Annotated in this window: 19 protein-coding genes and 1 tRNA gene; 8 read left to right on the top strand and 12 right to left on the bottom strand. The window is 69.1% G+C overall.

The window, feature by feature from the left end; translation table 11 throughout:
- The first annotated feature begins 8 nt into the window (after window positions 1–8).
- From LLH23_14090 to LLH23_14070, 5 genes are all read left to right on the top strand, one after another.
- A complete protein-coding gene (locus LLH23_14090) occupies window positions 9–1121 on the top strand; it encodes an alanine racemase (GenBank protein ID MCE5239601.1) in 1113 nt (370 codons plus the stop codon).
- Between the two features lie 81 nt (window positions 1122–1202).
- Window positions 1203–2735, top strand: a complete 1533-nt coding sequence (locus tag LLH23_14085; protein ID MCE5239600.1) for a single-stranded DNA-binding protein — start codon at window positions 1203–1205, stop codon at window positions 2733–2735.
- 59 nt (window positions 2736–2794) lie between these two features.
- Window positions 2795–3424, top strand: coding sequence for a dTMP kinase (gene tmk / locus LLH23_14080; GenBank protein ID MCE5239599.1), 630 nt, complete (start codon window positions 2795–2797; stop codon window positions 3422–3424).
- 35 nt (window positions 3425–3459) lie between these two features.
- The gene (locus LLH23_14075; protein ID MCE5239598.1) at window positions 3460–5667 is read left to right on the top strand and encodes a hypothetical protein; all 2208 of its coding nucleotides are present in this window, start codon (window positions 3460–3462) and stop codon (window positions 5665–5667) included.
- Between the two features lie 95 nt (window positions 5668–5762).
- The gene (locus tag LLH23_14070; GenBank protein ID MCE5239597.1) at window positions 5763–6932 is read left to right on the top strand and encodes a DNA polymerase III subunit; all 1170 of its coding nucleotides are present in this window, start codon (window positions 5763–5765) and stop codon (window positions 6930–6932) included.
- Between the two features lie 158 nt (window positions 6933–7090).
- Here LLH23_14070 and LLH23_14065 read toward each other — a convergent pair whose 3' ends face one another.
- The 12 genes from LLH23_14065 to rsmA form a co-directional block, all read right to left on the bottom strand.
- Window positions 7091–8191 (bottom strand): aminopeptidase P family N-terminal domain-containing protein, encoded by a 1101-nt coding sequence (locus tag LLH23_14065; protein ID MCE5239596.1) that lies wholly within the window; start codon window positions 8189–8191, stop codon window positions 7091–7093.
- A 57-nt stretch (window positions 8192–8248) separates the two neighbouring features.
- Entirely contained in the window at window positions 8249–9235 is a 987-nt protein-coding gene (locus tag LLH23_14060) for a (4Fe-4S)-binding protein (GenBank protein ID MCE5239595.1), read from the bottom strand.
- A gap of 11 nt (window positions 9236–9246) precedes the next feature.
- Entirely contained in the window at window positions 9247–10410 is a 1164-nt protein-coding gene (gene galK, locus LLH23_14055; GenBank protein MCE5239594.1) for a galactokinase, read from the bottom strand.
- A gap of 36 nt (window positions 10411–10446) precedes the next feature.
- Window positions 10447–11070: a methyltransferase gene (locus LLH23_14050; protein MCE5239593.1), complete on the bottom strand. Its 624-nt coding sequence runs from the start codon at window positions 11068–11070 to the stop codon at window positions 10447–10449.
- A gap of 44 nt (window positions 11071–11114) precedes the next feature.
- Entirely contained in the window at window positions 11115–11855 is a 741-nt protein-coding gene (locus LLH23_14045) for a hypothetical protein (protein ID MCE5239592.1), read from the bottom strand.
- A gap of 35 nt (window positions 11856–11890) precedes the next feature.
- Entirely contained in the window at window positions 11891–12451 is a 561-nt protein-coding gene (gene pth, locus LLH23_14040; protein ID MCE5239591.1) for an aminoacyl-tRNA hydrolase, read from the bottom strand.
- Window positions 12452–12469: 18 nt separating this feature from the next.
- Window positions 12470–13126, bottom strand: coding sequence for a 50S ribosomal protein L25 (locus tag LLH23_14035; GenBank protein MCE5239590.1), 657 nt, complete (start codon window positions 13124–13126; stop codon window positions 12470–12472).
- Between the two features lie 68 nt (window positions 13127–13194).
- On the bottom strand, window positions 13195–14175 hold the full coding sequence (locus tag LLH23_14030) for a ribose-phosphate pyrophosphokinase (GenBank protein MCE5239589.1): 981 nt from the start codon (window positions 14173–14175) through the stop codon (window positions 13195–13197).
- A gap of 80 nt (window positions 14176–14255) precedes the next feature.
- Window positions 14256–14330: transfer RNA gene (locus LLH23_14025), tRNA-Gln, on the bottom strand.
- A gap of 15 nt (window positions 14331–14345) precedes the next feature.
- Window positions 14346–15113 carry a nucleotidyltransferase family protein gene (locus tag LLH23_14020; protein ID MCE5239588.1) on the bottom strand — a complete coding sequence of 256 codons (768 nt, stop codon included), beginning with the start codon at window positions 15111–15113 and terminating at the stop codon, window positions 14346–14348.
- 35 nt (window positions 15114–15148) lie between these two features.
- On the bottom strand, window positions 15149–16084 hold the full coding sequence (locus LLH23_14015; GenBank protein ID MCE5239587.1) for a 4-(cytidine 5'-diphospho)-2-C-methyl-D-erythritol kinase: 936 nt from the start codon (window positions 16082–16084) through the stop codon (window positions 15149–15151).
- On the bottom strand, window positions 16081–17031 hold the full coding sequence (rsmA, locus tag LLH23_14010; GenBank protein MCE5239586.1) for a 16S rRNA (adenine(1518)-N(6)/adenine(1519)-N(6))-dimethyltransferase RsmA: 951 nt from the start codon (window positions 17029–17031) through the stop codon (window positions 16081–16083). Before rsmA ends, LLH23_14015 begins: the two co-directional genes overlap by 4 nt.
- Before the next feature lie 76 nt (window positions 17032–17107).
- On the opposite strand from rsmA, the gene LLH23_14005 reads away from it, so the two are divergent.
- Genes LLH23_14005 through LLH23_13995 form a run of 3 tightly spaced genes read left to right on the top strand, consistent with a single transcriptional unit; the run spans window position 17108 to window position 20831 of the window.
- The gene (locus tag LLH23_14005) at window positions 17108–17611 is read left to right on the top strand and encodes a GNAT family N-acetyltransferase (protein ID MCE5239585.1); all 504 of its coding nucleotides are present in this window, start codon (window positions 17108–17110) and stop codon (window positions 17609–17611) included.
- Window positions 17608–18876: a hypothetical protein gene (locus LLH23_14000; GenBank protein ID MCE5239584.1), complete on the top strand. Its 1269-nt coding sequence runs from the start codon at window positions 17608–17610 to the stop codon at window positions 18874–18876. Before LLH23_14005 ends, LLH23_14000 begins: the two co-directional genes overlap by 4 nt.
- A complete protein-coding gene (locus LLH23_13995) occupies window positions 18873–20831 on the top strand; it encodes a YfhO family protein (GenBank protein ID MCE5239583.1) in 1959 nt (652 codons plus the stop codon). Before LLH23_14000 ends, LLH23_13995 begins: the two co-directional genes overlap by 4 nt.

Here is a 20831-nt window from a genome sequence, read left to right as displayed (position 1 = left end):
AACTCGACATGCCCAAGTGTGAACTCATCGGACAGCCACTCGCCGCCGTGGACACCCCCGCGCTCATCGTGGATGCGGATATCTTGACACGCAACATCCTCAGTCTACAGAGGGCCTCGGAAGCGGCGGGGCTAGAGGTCCGGCCACACATCAAGGCCCACAAGACGCCGCAGATCGCGCAGATGCAGGTGCGCGCCGGGGCCGTGGGCGTAACGGCCGCGAAGATCGGCGAGGCCGAGGTCATGGCCGACGCCGGCATCGAGGACATCTTCATCGCCAACATCCTCATCGGCGCGGCGAAGATGCGCCGGCTGGTGGCGCTGGCGCGGCGCGTGCCGAAGCTGTCGGTGGCCGTGGACAGCGTCGAGGGGGCGCGGCAACTGTCGGAGGCCTTCGGCGCGGCCGGCATGGCGCTGGACGTGATGATCGAGATTGACGCGGGTGCGGGGCGCTGTGGCGTGCTGCCGGAGCGTGCCGTGGCCTTCGCGGGTGAGATTACCGCCCTGCCCGCGCTGAACATCGTCGGCCTCATGGCGTATGCCGCCCGGTCGTACTCGTGCCGCACCGAGCAGGAGCGCCGCGCCTACTGCGCCGAAGAGGGCGCGGGCCTGGCCGCCATCGCTGAGGAGCTGCGGCAGGCGGGCTTCGACATCGAGCGGATCAGTGGCGGCTCGACGCCGACGGCCGGGCGCTACCCGGCCCACTGCGGCCTGACGGAGATTCGGTCCGGCACGTATTGCCTCAACGACCACAACCAGATGGACCTCGGGACCTGCGCCGTGGGGGACGTGGCTGCGACGGTCCTGGCGACGGTCGTGAGCCATCCCGCGCCCGATCGCTTCATCATTGACGCGGGCACGAAGTCGCTGGACCAACAGGTCTCGCAGCTCACCGAGGGCTACGGGGTGCTGCTCGACCCGCCGGGCGCGCGGGTGGTGAAGATCAACGACGAGCACGGCTATCTCGACCGCGCGGCCGGGGACCTGCACATCGGCGACAAGGTGCGCATCATCCCGCCGCGCATCTGCACGTGCCTGAACCTGTACGATGAGATGGTGATCGTCCAGGACGGAATCGTGCGCGACGTGTGGCGCATCGCCGCGCGGGGGAAGAATGTATAGGGGCGCACCTGTCCTGCGACGGGCCCGCGGCCGCTGAGGCGGGGGAGGGGAACGCGCCGGGGTGGAGGAGTGAACACAACCATGTCGTCCGAACCGCTCATTACCGACAACCTGGACCTGCTCCTGCCGATCCTGCCCCCACGCATCCAGGAACGCCTGCGCGACCACCCCAGCCTCGGGGACCTGATCGAGGTCGTGATTGACCTCGGCCGGCCCATCGAGGCGCGCTTTGCCTCGCACTATGAGTTTCTGAGCGACCAGCTTGCCGACATGACCGACATTGACTTCGTCGTGTCACGCATCGGACAGTTCGATCGCGACAACCGCGCGGGGATCGAGCGCACGCTGCACCGCATCAGCGCCATGCGCAACCGCCTGGGGGACGTCGTAGGCCTGACCGCGCGGGTGGGTCGCGCCGTGTTTGGCACCATTGACATCATCAGCGATGTCATCGAGACCGGTGCCAACATCCTGCTGCTGGGGCGGCCGGGTGTCGGCAAAACGACGAAGCTGCGCGAGACCGCGCGCGTGCTGGCCGATGACTTCGGCAAGCGCGTGATCGTCGTGGACACCAACAACGAGATCGCCGGCGATGGGGACGTGCCGCACCCGGCCATCGGCCGCGCCCGGCGGATGCAGGTGCCCAACACCGAAGAGCAGCACGATGTGATGATCGAGGCCGTCGAGAATCACATGCCCGAGGTCATTGTCATCGATGAGATCGGGACGGCCGACGACGCCTTCGCCGCGCGGACCATCGCCGAGCGCGGCGTGCAGCTCATCGGCACGGCGCACGGGAATAACCTCGACAACCTCATGTCCAACCCCACGCTGGCGGACCTGGTGGGCGGCATCCAGCCGGTGACGCTCAGCGACGAGGAAGCCCGCAAGCGCGGCACGCAGAAGACCGTGCTGGAGCGCAAGGCCCCGCCGACCTTCGACACCGTGATCGAGATCCGCGACCTGGACGTGCTGGCCATACATCACGACGTGGCCGACACGGTGGACGCGCTCCTGCTGGGGCGTATGGTTCAGTCCGAAGTCCGCGAGCGGCGCCCGAAGGGCGGCTTCGAGGTGGTGCAGGAGGAGATCGTCGAGCACGCGCCGGCGCTCAGCGAGGCCGACGACTTCGAGCGCCTGCAGCGCGAGATCTCCGACCGCCAGGTGCGGCGCTCCGTCTCGCGCCTGCACATCCGCGGCCTCACGCGCCGCAAGGTCGAGAAGGCTCTGCAGGAGCTGCGCGTGCCGGCGGCCATCGTCAAGGAGCCCGCGCAGGCCGACGCGATCCTGGCACTGGAGCCGAACGCGCGTGGCATCAGCGACGAAGGGGCGCCGGGCGTCCCCGTCGAAATCGTCCATGGCAACACGTACGCCCAGATCTTCGAGGCGGCTCGCAAGCTCTTCACCACGGCCGACTCCGCGCGTGAGGAGTTCGCGTTGCGCGAGGTCGAGGAGGCGTTGCAGCGGGTCGCCGAGGGCAATCGCTCGGTGGAACTGTTGCCGCAGAACTCGTACATCCGGCGCCTGCAGCACGAACTCGTGGCGCGGCACAACCTGCGCTCCACCAGTGTGGGCAAGGAGCCGCGCCGCCGCGTGATGATCCTTCCGAGCTGAAGCGTCGGTGCGCCGGCGTCCTGCCGGCGGGCTTGCCATCAAGGGGGACCAGGGGTTCCATGTCCGACATCCACCGCCGTTTCATCGTGTTCGATGGCGTCGAGGGTTGCGGGAAGAGCACCCAGGCGCGTCTGCTGGCCGAGGCCCTCGAAGCGGAGGGGTATCAGACGGTGTTGACGCTCGAGCCCGGCGGGACGGCCGTGGGCGAAGCCGTCCGCCACTGCCTGCTCAACCCCGCCTTCGAGGAGATGCACGAGCTGACCGAGGCCTTCCTGTTCTGCGCCGACCGCGCCCAGCATGTGCTGGAGGTCATTCGCCCGGCGCTGGAGGCGGGGAAGGTCGTCATCAGCGACCGCTACGCCTCCTCGACCATGGTCTACCAGGGCTACGCCGGCGGGGTGGGGGCTGAGGCCATCGAGGTGCTGAACTGGTACGCCACGCGGGGCCTGCAGCCTGACCTGCTGATCGTGCTCGACCTCGACCCGCTGGTGGGGCTGCGCCGCAAGCGCGGGGACCTCGCCGACCGGATCGAGCGCAAGTCGGTGGACTTCCACCGGCGGGTACGCGAGGGGTTTGTGGAGTATGCCCAGTCGCTCGGGCCGCGCGCCGTCGTCCTGGACGCCGATCGGGACCCGGTGGCCGTGGCGCAGGACGTGCTGGCATTGGTGCTGCAGTCACCATCGGAGTAGCGGACACAGTTGGGAGGCTTCCCACAGTCACAGCCATGGCCACGACGACACTGGACACCATCACCATCCCCCTGACCGGCGAGACGGTCTCACTGAAGTTGCCCCCGCGCCTGCAGGCCCTGCGCGGGCGAGCCCTCGCGGCACAACGGATGCCCCAGCCGCCGGCGCCGGAGACCTCCGTCATCAGCCGCCTGCAGGTTGCGTATGAGCTTGCCGATGCGCGCGCGTGGGCGGCGCACACCGACGAGGAGGACTGGCTGATCTGGCGAGCGCGCCGGTGCGCCGGACGACTGGCGGCGATGCCCTTTGACCTGGAGCCGGGTGAGTTGCTGCCCGGGAAGCCGTCCTTCCGCCAGTCCCCCGGCGACGAGCAGGGAGCGCTGGGGGCCGCCCGGGAGGTGCTGGCGACGATACCGCCGTACCCCGGGGGCGACTCGGGACACTTCCACCCCGACTATGAGAAGCTGCTGCGGGTGGGCGTACGGGGGCTGTTGCACGAGATCGGCGAGCGCAGCCGCCGCCCCGACCTGACCGAGGAGCAGGGCCACTTCTACGCGGCCTGCCGCATCGTCATGCAGGCGCTGTCGGAGTTCATCGCCCGGTGCGGCGACGAGTGCGCCGCGATGGCCGACACCGACCCCGAGGGGGCCGAGGACTGGCGCGAGGTCGCCGAGGCCTGTCGTCACATCGCCACCGAACCCCCGCGGACGTTCCGCGAAGCCATCCAGCTCATGTTCCTGGCCGAGATCGCGCTGTGGTTCGCCGAGGATCACGGCCTGACGAGCCCGGGGCGGCTGGATCAGACGCTATGGCCCTTCTACCAGGCGGACCGCGCCGCCGGGCGCCTCACGCCCCAGCGTGCCCTGGAGTTGCTCTCCTGCCTGTTCATCCAGATGAACCGCATCCTGTGGCCCGGATCGGCCGTCGCGGCGATGGTCGGCGGGCGCGACCGCGAGGGCCGCAATGTCACGAACGAGCTGACCTACCTCACGCTCGCGGCGCGCATGGCCACGCGGCTGGTGTACCCGACCGTCGGCCTGGCCTGGCATGAGGGCACCCCCGGCGAACTGACCGACTTCGCGGTGGAAATGCTCGCTACTGGCGTCGGCGACCCGGCGTTCTTCAATGACGAGCTGATTCCGCTGGGCTTGCGCGACCACGGCGTGAGCGAGCCGGACAGCTTCAACTACATGAACTCCACGTGCGTGGAGATCAAGGTCTGCGGCGCCTCGAACATGTGGGTGACGGCGCCGTACTTCAACTGTCCGCAGGGCCTGCTGGACGTGCTGGGCGACATTGCCGCCGGGCGCGTTCCCGCGCCGGGGACGTTCGACGAACTGCAGGAGGGCGTGCGCGCGAATCTGGCGGCGAAGGTCGCTCAGGCGGCGGCCAACCTGGATGCCGTCTGGCAGCGCCGAGCCGTCCACGCCTGCTTCCCGCTGGCCAGTTGCCTGATCTCCGACTGCCTGGAGAAGGGCCAGGACTTCGACCGCGGTGGCGCGCGCTACAACTGGGTAGAGAACTCCTTCGTCGGCCTGGCGAACCTTGTGGACAGCCTTATCACCGTGCGCGAGTTGGTGTACGGGAGCGGAGAGCTGACCCTCACCGACCTGTGGGCCGCCCTGCAGGCCGACTTCGCGGGCTATGAGGACCTCCGCCAGCGCCTCCAACACCGCCTGCCGCACTACGGCAACAACCTGGAGGAGGCCGACGCCCTGGCCGCCGAGTGGGCCTGCTTCCTGATGGACACGACGGAGGCCAACACGGTCGGCCCCCATCGCTACGTGCCGGGGTTCTTCTGCTGGGTCATGCACGAGCGGATGGGGTCGGAGACGGGGGCGACGCCGGACGGGCGACATGCGGGCTGGCCGCTGGCGGACGGCGCCGGCGGGGCACAGGGGCGCGAAGTCTCCGGACCGACAGCCGCGGTGCTGTCCACCACCTGCTGGCCCCATCGGCGCGTGCTGGGCGGCCTCGTCCACAATGCGAAGTTCCCGAGCACCATATTCCGCACCGCCGAGGACCGCCAGGCGCTGCGGGCCATCATCGAGACCTACCTACGGCGCGGTGGCTTCGAGATGCAGGTCAACGTCGTAGGCCAGGAGACACTTCTCGCCGCGCGCGAGCACCCCGAGCAGTATGAGGACCTACTGGTGCGGGTCGCCGGTTACTCGGACTACTTCGTCCACCTGTGCGACAAGATGCAGCAGGAGGTCATCGCGCGCGCCGAACATCGCCTGTAAGCCGGCGGGGGGCGCGTCGTGTGCGCCGGGCCCCGCCGGCGATGGGGCCCGCCGCACACGACGCGGCACCCATCGCCTTGACCATTGGTAACGCCATGTTTGCAGACATCATCGGCCACGAAGGCCCCATACGCATACTCAAGCGCGCTGCGTTCAGTGGGCGCGTCCCGAACGCCTACCTGTTCGTCGGCCAGCCGCACGTCGGGCGGCGGACGGTCGCCCTGCAGCTCGCCAAGGCGCTCAACTGCGAGCGCCGGACGCAGTTCGCCAGTGCGGACGAACTGGACTGTTGCGACGAGTGTGACAACTGCCGCGCCTTCGATCGCGAGCGGCACCCCGACCTGATGGTGGTGCGGCCCACGCTGTCGCTCAAGGGCGACGATGACCTGATGCAGGAGGCGGAGGAGAACGGGGAGGGCGAGCAGGCGCCGGACTTCATCGAGATCGAGGGTGCGATGATCCGCACGGGGCAGATCGAGGCCCTGATCGAGCACACCTACCTCAAGCGCGTGCAGGCCCGCCACAAGATCTACCTGGTCATCTCCGCCGAGACGATGAACGAGGCGGCCCAGAACCGGCTGCTCAAGACGCTGGAGGAACCCCCGCCCAACACGCTGCTGATCCTGACCAGCGCCAACCTCGGGGCGCTCCTGCCCACCACCATCTCCCGCTGCAGTGTCGTCAACTTCGAGGGCGTGCCGTCCGCCGAGGGCGAGGCGCGCCTGCAGGAGCGCCGCCCCGACATGGCGCCCGAGCAACTCCATTCGCTGGTGGCGCTGTCGGGCGGGCGCGTGGGGTGGGCGATCTCGATGCTCCAGCACCCCGAGGTGCTGCAGATCCGCGGCGACCTGCTCGACCTCTGCGTGGCGCTGCCGCAGACATCGATGCTGGAGTGCCTGCGCCGCGGCGAGCAGCTCATGGACGCGGCGGAGCGCTGGTGGGTGGCGACGGTGGAGGGGGAGGTGGGGGAGAGAGCGCTCAAGGCGCGGCGCGACCGGGTCTTGCGCACGCGGATGCGCGAGGTTCTGGATGTGCTGGTCTCGTGGTTCCGGGACCTGATCGTGGCGCACGGAGACCCGGACTCGCCGCACCTCATCAACCGCGACCGGCGGGACGATCTGCGGCGCCTGGCCCCCGGCTACCAGGTGGAGAAGTGCCGGCGGGTCTGCGCGTACCTCGAGGACATGAAGGCCCAGCTCCGCCAGAACGCCAACCTGCGCCTGGCCACAGAGATCATGGCCCTGCGCCTTATCTCAGCCACGTAGCAGAAGGGATAGGGGTCTGTCCCCGAAGCTGTGCGCAGCACAGCGCAGGGGGCTGACCCCGTTGTGCAGTATCCGTGGCGGTCAGCCTCGCGCAGAGACCGACCCCGCTGATCAGAACCCGTCGGGGTCAGCCCCCTGCGGGGACAGACCCCTGGTTGCTACCTTACGAGTATGTCCGGCCGCGCCAGCGTCTGCCCCTTGTACTCCACCTGCAGCATCGGCCAGTCCACCGCCGCCGTCAGCACCTCCGGCCCGGCCGCCGTCACCAGGACCGTGTCCTCGGACTTCGTCCCGGTGATTGACGGGTTCCACGCAAAGGCCTGGTTCTCCAGCACAACCTCGTCCATGTCGGGTGTGGCCTTGTAGTCGCGTCCGGCATAGCCGCAGGCGCCGCCCTGGTGGTGCAGCCGCCATTCGTCGGCGAAGCCGGTCTCGGCATACGTGCGCACCGCCCGGTCGAAGACCGTGGACACGCGAGCGCCGGGCCTGGTCTCCAGGTTGAAGCAGGCATCCACCAGCGTGCAGGCGTCGTGCTTGCGGCGCAACTCCGCCGGCAGCTCCCCGAAGTGCACCAGCCGCGTCGCCGAGGCCTGCAGCCCGAAGCGCCGCACCGAGGCGACGAGCATGGCATAGCGCTCCACTTGCTTCGCCTTGGGCAGCGGGTGACGGTACTTCTCGATGCGCTCGTCGCTGGCGATCAGGATGACATTGGGGGCGATGTCGAGGGCCTTCAGCTTCGCGGTCAGCAGCGCGCCGACCTCGATCTCGCTCTGGCCGACCTGCACCTCGCGGGCTGTCTCGGTCAGGCAGCGCGAGACGTCCTGGCCAAGCGCCCGGAAGCGCTCGACCTCGGGCGGCAACAGGCTCCAGCGCAGCCGGGCGATCTCGCTGCCATAGTCCGCCGCGCCGGGCAGCCAGTTGCCATCGGCGCCGACATCGCCGCTGACGAGGCTGTCCAGCAGCGTGACGAAGCTCTCCTTGTGCCACTCGTCCTGGACGATGGTGAAGTCCAGCCCGGCCAGCTCCTCGTCGGCCAACCGCCCGGCCTCGATGTTGTCGGTGATGACATACTGCCCGTCGGGGGTGATGACGACAGAGCCTGCGCCCTGCTCGGCGGCGAGCACGATCACATTATCGCCGCCGGCGGTGATCCAGGAGAAGTTGGTGGCCCCCCCGAGCACGACGGCCCCCAGTTCCTCCTCGGCCATGAGGTTGCGCACGCGTTCCAGCTTGACGGCGACTTCTTCGAGTCTGTCCATGGCGATCACCTGTCGGGTGTTGTGAGCGGGGCACAAGTCCCCGCCCTACAGGCACGGCTAGCGGGTCAGCTTCCACGGCTGCCGGATGCGGAACGGACGGTGGAACTTGTTGCTCAGCTTGCCCTGCTGCTCCAGGTGGATGAAGCAGGCCCGCTGGCAGCCGCGCGCCCCGCAGACGGTACCGGGGTGGTGGTAGCTCTCCCACGTGTTCTTGCTGTACGCCGTGCTCCGCCCCAGACCCCACGGGCCGCCGGAGTACGCGATCATCTCGCTGCGCTCCTGGCCGGGCGGCATGTCAATGAACTCCTGCACCTTCGCGGCTGTCTCGTCATCCATGAAGGGGCCATACTCCGGGCTGCCGGTCTGGTACACGCACGCGCACTTGTCCTCGTCGAGCTTGCCCCACGCGATCTGCTTGCCGGCCACCTCGATCTCGATGGCCTCGTCCTTGCTGATGGCCCCGCCGGGGCAGTCCTTCACGCACAGCTTGCACCGGTCGCACAGTGTGCCGGGCTCCATCACGGGGTCGGGCTTGAGCGGCGCGTCCGTCAGGATGAACGCGAAGCGCTGGCGCGGGCCAAACTGCGGGGTGAGGAACACCTTACTCCACCCGATCTCGCCCATGCCGCAGATGTACGCGGCGATGCGGAAATGGATGAACACGTCGGGCTTGGGCAGCCCCTCGGCCACGGCCCGCCCGGCGCCGGTCCCCAGGCGCACGCTGGTGTTCTGGTAAGGGATGGCCTCGTATCCGGCGTCCTCGATGAGGCTGGACAGGTTGCGCAGCGCCATGGGTGCGAAGATGTCATTGATGTTGGCATAGCCCATCGAGGGCAGGCCGGCGAACCACGTGCCCTCCTCGATGCCCCGGTACAGGCCCCGATGCACGCGGAAGGCCAAGCCGATGATCGTCTCGGCCTCGGGGAAGATCGTGCGAGGGTCGAACTGCAACGGTGCGCCCTCGAAGCGCTCCATGGCGCCAATCCCCACCGCGTCGGCCCCGCAGCGCAGGGCCCAGTCCTTGACCATCTGTGTCGTAAGCATTCAGGCAGACCTCAGTGTGGCAGAATGGCGGCGCCCCCGGCCGCCTGGACCGCGAAGAGGCGCGGCTGTAGACCCGTTCTTGGCTGATAGGCTGCGCCGACTGTCTCGGCAAAGCCCGACACGGCCTCGCGTCGCACGGCGGCCATGGCACAGCCGCCGAAGCCCGCGCCGACCATGCGCGCGCCCAGGCAGCCGTCGTGCTCCATCGCCAACTCGCACATGATGTTCAGCTCGTCACAGCTCACTTCATAGTCATCGCGCAGACTGGCGTGGGAGGCCTGTAGCAGCTCGCCGAAGCGCTCCCAGGCGCCGCACCCCATCACCGCGATGGCCTCGTGCACCCGCGCGTTCTCGCTCAGCACATGGCGGCAGCGCCGGTAGACGTGTTCGGGCAACTCGCCCTTCCCGGCTTCAAGCTGCTCGGGCGTGACGTGCCGCAGCGACTCGTGCCCGAAGTGCCGCGCCGCCGACTCGCACTCAGCCCGGCGCTGATTGTACGCCGAGGCCGCCAGCGTCCGCTCCTTGGCGGTGTCACACACGAAGAACACGGGGGCGTCACCGGCCAGCGCCACGTTCTGCGTCTCCAGCGACAGGCAGTCGAGCAGCAACGCATGGCCCGCCTCGCACAGCGCCACCGCGAACTGATCCATGATCCCGCACTGCACGCCCACGAACTGGTTCTCGGCGCGCTGACACATCAGGGCGACATCACGGAGGGGCATCTCGCGCTGCGCCACACCGAGGAACGCCAGGGCGGCGCCGACCTCCAGCGAGGCCGACGACGAGACGCCCGAGCCCAGGGGCAGATCGCCGGTGATGAGTACATCGGCCCCCGGCACCGGACCGAACTGCTCCTCGAGCGCCCACGCCACGGCGCGCACGTAGTTCGCCCACAGGCGCCCCTCGTCGCGGTGGATCTGGCCGGGGGTGAAGACATCCAGCTCCCCCCGGGCCTCGGACCACACGCGCACCTGCCCCTCGGCCGGGGCCGCGACGACCCACGTGCTGCGGTCTATGGCGATGGGCAGCACGAAGCCGCCGTTATAGTCGGTGTGCTCGCCCAGCAGGTTCATGCGCCCGGGGGAGCGGACCACCACGGCCTCATCGAGGGTGCGGTCGAAGTGGTCGCTGAACAGGCGGGAGAGGTTGTCCGGGAGTTGTGTCGGGTCGCGCATGGCCTGGCAGGGCCCTGCCTTTCGTGGTAATGCGGTTCACGCGTCGCGTGCGGCCCAGAGTATCCGGTAGCCGCCGGAGATGGCCTTCGTGGCCGTGCGTGGGAAGAGCTGCGCCATGTGTTGCAGGAACGTCTTGGCCCCCTTGTTCGTCGGGATGACCAACCACAGCTCGCCGCCGGGGCGCAGATGCTGCGCGGCGTAGGCAACGACCGCCTCGACGGCCTCCTTGCCGGCCCGTAGCGGCGGGTTGGAGATGATGGCATCGAAGTCGCGCCCGTCGAGGGCCTCCGGCGCAGGACCGGTGATGACCTCGGCATTCGTCAGGCCCAGTGTGCGGGCATTCTCGGCCGCCAGTTGGGCGGCCCGCTCGTTCAGCTCCACCAGTGTGACGCGGGAGGTGGGGGAGAGGCTGGCTGCAACCAGGCCCAGCGGCCCGTACCCCGCGCCCCAGTCGAGCACCTCCGCCCCCGGCCGCAGGTCCATCGTCTCGGCCAGCAGCTTCGTGCCCTTGTCCAGACCACCGTGGGAGAAGACGCCGCGATCGCTCTGCAGGTGGAGAACCAGCCCGCGGACGCGGATGGCGATCTCTCTCGGGTGCGAGGCCACCTGCGGTTGGCGCGAGAAGTAGTGCTGTGCGGGCGGGTCCGGCTGGTCGTGCATGGCCGGCAGTTCGCGGGGGGCGCCCCGCGAACCTCCCCCGGACGTCACTGTCGCCGCACCGGGCGGCCCTTGAGCACCGCGAGCCCCGATTTGAGCTCAATCTGTTCCACGTACAGCCCCGTCTTCTCCGGGGTGAACCACGCACCCCGCTTGCCGATCTCCTCCTGGACCTTCTGCGCGATGGCCGGGGGCGCGGCGACCTGCCCGACGAAGACCTGCTGGACATCGAACCGTACCGCGCCGCTGGTGATCGTGGGCGCCAGGACCATCGTCAGGTTCAGCTCGTGCCCTTTGGCGTCCACGCGCGCCGTCAGGTAGGCCTTGCCGTCCTCGAAGTAGGCGCGGGCCTCCTTGACCTCCTGGTGCTTGGTGATCTCACCGGCGATCTGGGCAGTCAGGTCAGCGTCGGTGAGGTAGAGCGTACGAGGGGCGATGTCGCCCGTCTGGGCGGCCTGTTGCACCTGCTGCACCTGCTGCGGAAAAGCGGGCGTACCCGCGGGGACGCCAGGGACGGCGGGGGCGAGAGCGGCCTGGGGGGCGCCCGGCGTCGCGGTCGGGGCGGATGGGGCGGGTCGGGAGGAGGGCTGGCCCGCTTGCTGTTGCGTCTGGCGGATACGCTGGCGCACTTCGCGCGGCAGCGCGGGGCCCCCGGTCAGGCGGACATAGAACACGATCGCCGCCAGCACGAGGAGTGCAACGACGGCGGCAACCCCGTAGAGAGCGAGGCGGCGCCGGCTGTGCCGCTGCTGCTCGGGATCGGGGCGACGACGAACGGTGCGGGCCATGGCGGGTCCTCCCGGGGCAGATGATTCAGAGCTGCTCAGCTATTGTACCGGTTCATCGCCACGTCAAGCCCCTCGCGCAGGACCGCCTCGACCGCGTCGGCGGCCTGGTCCACCATCTCCTGCGCGCGGTCCATCTCACTGCGCGCGAAGGGGGAGAGCACATAGTTGATGGCGCTGGCGCCCTCGGGCGGGCGGCCGATCCCCAGGCGCAGCCGCGCCACCTGGTCGGTGCGGAGGTAGTGCAACACCGACCGTACGCCCTTGTGGCCGCCGTCACTGCCCCCGCGTCGCAGGCGCATCACGCCCAGGTCCAGGGCGATGTCGTCGTAGACCAACAGCACATCGGCCGGCTCCAGGCGGTAGTACAGTAGCAGGCGCAGCACCGCGTCGCCGCTATCGTTCATGAACGTCTGCGGCTTGACGAGCAGGCAGTCATCCTCCGCGATGCGACCGCGTCCGAACAGCGCGCGATGGCGCCCGCGCGACACGCCTACCTGGTGCCGTTGCGCCAGCCGGTCAATGACGAGAAACCCGACGTTGTGCCGGGTTTCAGCGTACTGTGCGCCGGGATTGCCCAGACCCACCAGACAGCGCATGGTCTGCTCCAGAGAGCGCTACTCGCCCTTTTCCTCAGCCTTCTCGGCCTCGGCCTTCTCCTCGCCCACGACCTCAGCTTCGGCCTCTTCGGCGCGGACCTCGAGCTCTTCAGCGCGGACCGGGCGCGAGATGGTGACCACGGCATCGTCGGCAGGCGACCTGACCGTGACGCCATCTGGCGCCGCAAGGTCGCGGACATGCAGCGAGTGTCCCATCTCGAGGCTGCTGATGTCCGCCGCGATGTGCTCGGGGATGTCCGTGGGCAGACACGAGATGGCGACTTCGTGCATGACCTGGTCCAGGGACCCGCCGTCGCGAGTGACGCCCGGGGCCTCACCGACGAGTACCACCGGCACATGCACGTCCACGCTCTCAGTAAGCGAGACCCACTGCAGGTCTATGCTGAGTACCTGCCGCGAGACCGGATCGCGCTGGGTGTCCTGGAGCAGCGCGCCCAGGGCGGCGTTCTCGGCGTGGCCCTCGACCTTCAGGTTGATCAGTGTACCGTGGTGCCGCAGCAGAGCCTGGAACTGGCGGGCCGGGACGAGGATGGAAATCGGCTCCTCGCCATGCCCATAGACCACGCCCGGAATGAGCCCTTCACGACGGTACGCGCGTGCCGCGCCGCTGCCGTGCTTGTCGCGCTTGCGCGCCTCCATGACAAACTGTTCCATGCGTCTCCTCCAAGAGTGAGGGGGCTGTCCCCGTCGTATGCTGGTGTGCCAGGGCTGGGCCCTGGGTGCTACTGCAGCCGCGGCTGCCGGAAGTTGTTCTGCTGGAGCCGGCTGCTGACTGACCGGTCCTGGTGGATGCAGTCAATCGCATCCGCCAACAGCGGCGCCACCGACAGCACGGTCAGGTTCGGGAGCGCCTTCTCCGGCGGGACCGGCACTGTGTCGGTGATGACCACGCTCTTGAGGCACGAGTCGCGGATCCGGTCCACTGCCGGGCCGGACAGCACGCCATGCGTGGCGACGGCATGGACCTCGGACGCCCCGCGCTGCAGACAGGTCTCGGCCGCCTGGCACAGCGTGCCCGCCGTGTCGATCATATCATCCACGAGCAGCGCGCGGCGGCCGTCGAGATTGCCGATCGTCTCGAACTCCACCGTCACTTCGTTCGGGCGCGGCCGCCGCTTCACGATGATGGCCAGCGGCGCCTCGATGTCGTCGGCCAGCAGCTTGGCATTCTCCACGCCGCCCACATCGGGCGACACGACGACCGTATCCTGGCCGCTGAAGCCCTGCTGGTGGCAGTAGGCAGCGATGATCGGCCGACCGGGGAGCTGGTCCACCGGCAGGTCGAAGAAGCCCATGATCGGGTCGGCATGCAGGTCCATCGCCAGCACGCGGTCGGCCCCGGCGGTCGTGATGAGATTGGCGACGAGCTTGGCGGTGATGGGCTCGCGTCCGCGGATTTTCTTGTCCTGGCGGGCGTACCCGTAGTAGGGCATGACCGCCGTGATCCGGTCGGCTGAGCCGCGCCGGCAGGCGTCAATCATCACGAGCAGTTCCATCAGGTTGTCGTTCACCGGCGGGCAGGTCGGCTGGATGATGAAGACATCCGCGCCGCGAATGCTCTCCTTGATGGTGACGCGGACTTCCATGTCCGAGAAGCGCCCGACCTCGGCCTTGCCGACCTCCATCTGCAGCTCAGCCGCGACGGCTGCCGCCAGCGCGCGGTTGGCATTGCCCGTGAAGATGCGCAGTTGCCCGTGATCCACTGTCTCTCTCCCCGGTCGCCGAGGACCAGTGTGTGTTGAATGGGGTCGTCCGCCGACCGACTGACGCCCGCAAAGCAAACTGGCTGGGGCGGAAGGATTCGAACCTTCGAATACGGGATCCAAAGTCCCGTGCCTTACCGCTTGGCCACGCCCCAGCAACGAAGGCTACTTCATGCCTCGGAGCGCAGGCGTTGGAGCGCCGCCCGCGCCGCCGCCAGGTCAGCCTCCGAGTCCACGTCAAAGCCGCATTCGGGGTAGGGGATGCTGACAGCGGCACACTTGCCCTGCAGCAGCTCCTCCGCCCGCCTGACTATCTGATCCAGCGACAACGACCCGAGCGCGAACCGCACCAGGAAACCGAAGCCCAGCAACTGCGCCATGGCAACCTTGCTCTTGCGCGCGTGGAAAGCGTCCATGAGCGTCGGACCGCATTCCTCGATGAAGCGGCGGGAGACGACGCTGAGCCCGGCCGCCGTGTACTGCCCCTCGCGCAGCTTGATGGCTGTGCGGCGTGTCTCCGGGTAATGCCGGCGCGTCAGGTGCACATCCACCATGCCGTAGACCACGTCGGCTTCGGGCGACTGCGCCGCCTGCTGGGCGAAGAACTCGATGCTCTCGGGCGTGAGCAGCGGCATGTCACACGTGACCAGCAGCGCCCGCTCCATCTCCGGCGCCAGGCGGAAGCCCTCGGCGATGCCGCCCAGGAACGTCGGGTCGGACGGCTGGGCGAGCGTCACGCGATCGCCCAGGTGCGTGGCGATTGGCCCGCCGGGCAGACACGAGACGATGACACCATCCACCAACGAACACCCGTGCACTGCGTGCAGCACACGGTCAATCATCGGCTTCCCGTTCACATCCAGCAGCGCCTTATGGGGCGCCGCGAGTTTGCGGGCCAGCTTGCAGGCATCGCCGTTCGCCATGACGATGGCGCCCACTCGACCCGCCTGCGCGCTTGACCCGGCCTCGGTTGTCACTGTTCGGTCACCTGCAACCCGTGCGGCACTGGCCGCACCGAGACAGCCCACAAGCCGTCCGCCCGTAACTGGGCGGCTGCCTGCTCAGCTTGCTCGGCGCTTTCTAACACCGCGCCAACGGCCGCACCGCTGCCGCAAAGCAAGACCGCCTGCGCGGGCAAGGCTTGCAGGCGTTGGCGGAGGGCCGCAATCTCCGGCCGGTGTCGCTCGACCGGTGCAGCAAAGACATTATACATGCCCGCGGCCACTTCCGGCAAGGCGCTTCCTGCACGCAGCAACGCAACCAGCCGCGTGGTGCGGTTGCCGTCGGTGTAGTCATCAGGCCGAATGAGGCCGTAGGCCTCGGCGGTGCCCATGGCGACGGGCGGCAGCGCCAGCACCAGAGCCCCCGCGCGCAGGGGCGGCAGGGGCTCCAGCAACTCCCCTCGCCCCGATCCGAGCATGGCGCCGCCGTGCAGGAAGAAAGCCACATCGCTGCCCAGTTGCGCGGCGAGTTCTGCCACTCCGTGGGCGCTGCCCTCTCGACCAGTAGGGCAGGCGGCCTCGCCTGCCCGCGCGGGCTGCCCGCCCGCGCTACGAGGGTACAGGCGCTCCAGCGCCGCCAACATCCCCGCCGCGTCACTGCTGCCCCCGCCCAGCCCCGCCTGCATCGGGATACACTTGTGCAGCGTGACGGCCACCGGCACTGTTGTATCGAACCGAGAGCGGGAAAGCCTCAAGGCCTTCAGGCAGAGATTGCTGTCATCTGTCGGCGCACCGGGGAGGCCGGTGACGGTGAACGCATCCTGCTCCGCGGGCGCCACGGTTAGTTCGTCGTACAGGCTCAGGGCCTGGAAGACGGTGCGCAATTCGTGGTAGCCGTCCGGCCGCTTGCCGAGGATCTCGAGCGTCAGGTTGATCTTCGCCGGACATCGCACGTGGATGGCGTTCATGCGCACTCCACCTGCTGGAAGGCCAGCGCCAGGCGCGCCAGCTCGTCCATCGTCAGCGTCTCGGCCCGTCGCTGCCCGTCCAGGCCCGCGTGGGCGACCGCCGCCGCCACCTGTTCACGAGGCAGGCCAAGCTGCGGCGCATGGGTCAGGCCCGTCACCAGTGACTTGCGGCGATGGTTGAACGCGGCCCGCACCGTGCGGCTGAACTGCGCCGCATCCGGCTCGGCGAACGGAGGCGCAGTGCGTTTGACAAGCTTCAGGGCCACTGAGTCCACCTGCGGCGGGGGGAGGAAGTCCCCCGGCGACAGCCGCACGATCGTCTCAAGGGCCGCGACATGATAGCGGCAGAACAGCGTCAGAGGCCCGTAGTCCTTGCCCCCCGGCTCCGCGGCCAGACGCTCAGCCACTTCCTTCTGCACGGTAATGACCAGGGCGCGGCACTGCGGGTCGCCTAGCAGCTTCTCCAGCAGCGGGGCCGTGATCTGGTACGGCAGGTTGCCTGCGGCGACATACGGCCGGCCATCCGTGGCGGTCGTGACGTCGCCATGGAGGAAGTCCTCCCACCGCACGGACACATTCGGCAGCCCCGCCAGCACCTCATCCAGCGCCGGCCTCAAGCGCTGGTCTATCTCAAAGGCCACGACCTGCCGTCCCGATCGTCCCAGCGGCAGCGTCAGAGCCCCCAGGCCCGGCCCGACCTCCACGATCGTCTCCGCCCCCAGCTCCTCCGCGGCGGCCAGGGCCGCCCCCGCGATCCGCTCCACCTTCGCCTGATTGAGCAGGAAGTTCTGACCGAGTGACTTCCTCAGCCGCAGGTCGTAACGGGCCAGCAGCTCTCGCGTGCGGGCGGCCAGGGACCGTTCGCCCGAAGCCGACAAGCCCGGGGGATCGTCCGCCCGGGCCCCAGCGGACCAAGGCGTCCGCGGAAGGTCTCGTTCGTCAGTCATGGGAATAGTCCTGAAGACACTGCGAAGTCTATCTGATTCACACCCTCAAGTCAAGGAAGCGGGGCCCCCGTACGCCATGCCGGAGCAGTCCGAGCCGCTCGCCATTTCGCCCCGCCAGGCCCGTGAAGAGGACTTGCCGGTGCTCGCCGTCTTCGAGCGCGACTTGGCCCGCCTGAACTTCCCCGACGACCCCATCACCGACCTGGCCTACCACGAGGCCAAGCTGCGCCGCGCCCTGCGGGCCGAGCCCGAGGGCCTGGTCGTGCTCACCACGGAGGACGACGCGGACATTGTCGGCTGGCTGTGGCTGACGGCCAAGACGGTGCTGGCTACGGGCGAGCGCTACGGCGTCATCCGCAGCCTCTACGTCCGCCACGACTTGCGCCGCCAGGGCTTCGCCAGCGCCCTGGCCTCCTACGCCCTGCGCTACTTCCGGTCGCGCGGGATTGGTCGCGTCGTCGCCAAGACGCACATCAACAGTGAGAGCAGCCGGCGTACGCTCGAGCGCGCCGGCTTCTCAGCGTTGCACGTCACGTACGAGATCCGCTCGCCGCTGCCGCCGGAGCAGGAGGAGTCGTGAGCATCTTGCCGTGTCAGGGGATTGCCGAGCTGTACTGCTGGGTCGGGCACATGCCAGACCGCGACTGGCGCACCGGCCATGAGGTCGAGGACTGCCTGCAGGCCCACCTGGACGCCGGGCTGACCCATGTCGTCTGGAAGCTGGGCCGGAGCGTCATAGAGTACCACAGCGAACTGCCACGAGCCACGCTCTTCACCGGCGAGGGCCACCTGGAGCCGTGGGGCCGCGAACTCGGCCGCATGTTCGGGGAGCGCTGCTGCCTGCGGGCGGCCCTGAGCTTCGCCGCCACACACGGCATGACGATCACGGGCCGCCTGGCGATGAACCGCCACTACTCGAAGGACGCCCATGGCGGCTGTCTGACTTCCCACTGGGCCGCCACGCATCCGGAGTTCTACGAGATCACCCGCGAGGGACAGCCCGATCCCTCGCGCCTGTGCTATGCCTGCGACGAGGTGCGGCAGGAGCGCGTAGACCTCCTCGTGGAGGCGGCACAGATCGGCGTGGCGGGCCTGCAGCTCGACTTCTGCCGGCAGCCGCCCATCGCGCGCTATCACCCCGCGTTGGTCGAGGGGTTCCGCGAGCAGACCGACCTGGACGCGCGCGAGGCCGACCCCTGGGCCGATGGCGGGGCCTTCGAGGCATGGCTCAGCCACCGTGCGGCACCGGTCACGCAGTTCATGCGCGAACTCCACGCCGCGCTGGAGCCCGTGCGGCGCGAGACCGCCCGCCCGATCCCCGTGCAGGTTCGCGTGCCGGACAATGGCCTCCCGGTGGACCTCATGGCCGGGCTCGACCTGCCCACCTGGGCGGCCGAGGGGCTGATGCAGGAGCTGTCGGTCAGCTCGCTCAACTGGCTGGCCGACTTCCAGGAGCACGATTTCGCGCCCTACGCCGAGTTGGCCGAGGCGCATGGCCTCGTTGCGTATGGCGGGGTCAACGCCCTGGCCATCCAGCGCGTGTCCGGCGCCCTGCCGGGCCCCCGAGAGATCAACCCCGTGCGGCTCGCCGAGCGCGCGCTCCGGCAGTACGAGCAGGGCGCCGTCGGCATGACGCTGTACCAGAGCGACTTTGCGGTCTGGCCCGAGGAGCTACGCGCGGTCCTGCCACTGCTGGGCGACCCAGTGGCCCTGCGCACGTTCGTTACCGATCCGGAGAACCGCAAGCGCTGGCCGACGACGCACCGCAATCTGGTGTACGGCGTGGACAACCACGGGAACCCGCGCGGGCAGTACCAGATGCCCGGTCGCGAGCCGAGCATATGAGGTTCCAGCCCGGGGCAATCCGCATGGCCGCTGACGCCGCCGACAACCGCCGCCCGCAGGCCTGGTCGTACGCCGTGGCTGTCCCGCTGGTGCTCGCCGCCATGCACTGGCCGGCGCTCGCCGGACGGGCCATCTACTTCCACAACGACCTGTGGCAGTGGTTTCTGCCGCTCCACGACTTCCTGCGGCGGGAGCTGTGGGCAGGCAACCGTCTGCCGTGGTGCCCGCTGATCGGCCTTGGCTACCCGCTGGCGGCAGAACCGCAGACCGGCCTGTGGTATCCCCTGAACCTCCTGCTGGGGATCCCCCTGCCCATCGGTCTGGTGATGTCCTGGCTCCTGTGGCTGCACTATGCCATCGCTGGGCTGGGCGTGTTCGCGCTGGCGCGGCTGCTGCGTCTGCCGCCCCCGGGGGCGCTGCTGGCGGCGCTCATCTTCACCACGACAGGCTTCATGGTCGCCCACCTACACCATGTGGCGATCATCACCGCCGCCGCCTGGCTTCCCTGGGCCTGGTTCGGGCTACTGGCGTACCGGCGCCAGGCGCGACGGGGCCTGCTGGCCCTGGTGGCGTGGTGCTCGGCGGCGCAACTGCTGGCCGGGCAGCCGCAGTTGTGGCTGCTCACCTTCGTCTCTGGGTTCGTGATGCTCGCCCTGGCCGAGATGCTGCTCCGGGACACGCCCCTGGCGCTCTCTCGCGAGCGGCCGCGTCGAGATTGGCTACTGCTGCTGGCGGCGGCCGGCCTGGGGCTCGGTGTGGCAGGCATCACGCTGCTGCCGGCCGCCAGCCTGTACGCCCTGTCGGAGCGCAGCAGGCCGCACCTGGACTTCATCACCTCGTACGCTCTCTCGCGGGACTCCCTGAAGACACTGCTGGGGGTGCGGCTGGCGCGCGGCGACTACTGGGAGTTCGAGGCCTTCGCGGGGCTGAGCACACTCGTGCTGGCGGCGGTAGCCGTAGTCCGGGGCAAAGCGCGCGCCATGCTGTACCTGCTGTGCGCCCTGGTCCTGTTCGCGCTGTTCATGGGGCTGGCACAGGTGAACCCCCTGTACCGCCTGGCCCCCCACATCCCGCTGCTGAGCGGGATGCGCTGCGCAGGGCGATGGATCGTGATTGTCTCGCTGTGCCTGGCGCTGCTGGCAGCATATGGGTTGCAGGTGCTGTCGCGCCCGAGCTGGCTGCGGCCGCTCGTTGTCGCCATCGTCGTCGCCGAGTTGACGTGGTTCGGGGCGCACTATAACCCACAGGCCAGGCCGGAGTTGCTGCAGCCCCCGCCGCAGGCCGCCCGGCTGGCCGGGGAGGCGAGGCTGCTCACCACGCTACCCTACCGGCTCCCCGAGGGCCTGTCGCAGGGCGATGAGTTCCTTCTCGGCCGGCGGCTGGTCGTGCCCAACCTGAACGTCATGTGGGGTGTCCCCACCGGACACCTGTACATGCCCCTGCAACTGCAGGACTTCGCCCTCGTGCGGGACAGCGTGAACTGGACGCGAGCCGACGAGGCGGCGGCGTGTGGGATCGGTTGGCAGATCGTCCAGGGAGGTAGAGCGGCGGCACCGCCCGGCTGGGAGCGGATACCGGGAGGCGGGGACGCGCTCTATCGGTTGCCACAGCCCCGCCTCGCCTGGCTGACCTCGAGTCCGGGGGCTGACGAGACCGATGACACCCTCGGCACGGCGCGCCTGGTACAGCAGAGCGGCCGAGGCCTGACGTTGCGCTGCACAGCCCGACGCCCCGCCTACGTCGTGGTGTCCGTCGTGTGGCTGCCATGGTGGCAGGCGACCGTCAACGGCCGTCCGGCTCCCCTGGAACGGGCCGGGAAGGCCTTCTGCGCCGTCCCAGTCCCTGCCGGGGACAGTGAGATCGAGCTTCGTTACCAGCAGCCACGCCTGCGCGAGGGCGCGTGCCTGACCGTTGGCGGCCTCGTGCTGCTGGCCATCCTGCTGTTGCTCGCCTGA

It is taken from the genome of bacterium, assembly GCA_021372615.1.
GTDB lineage: Bacteria > Armatimonadota > Zipacnadia > Zipacnadales > UBA11051 > JAJFUB01.
This window is presented reverse-complemented; position numbering and strand designations above follow the sequence as displayed.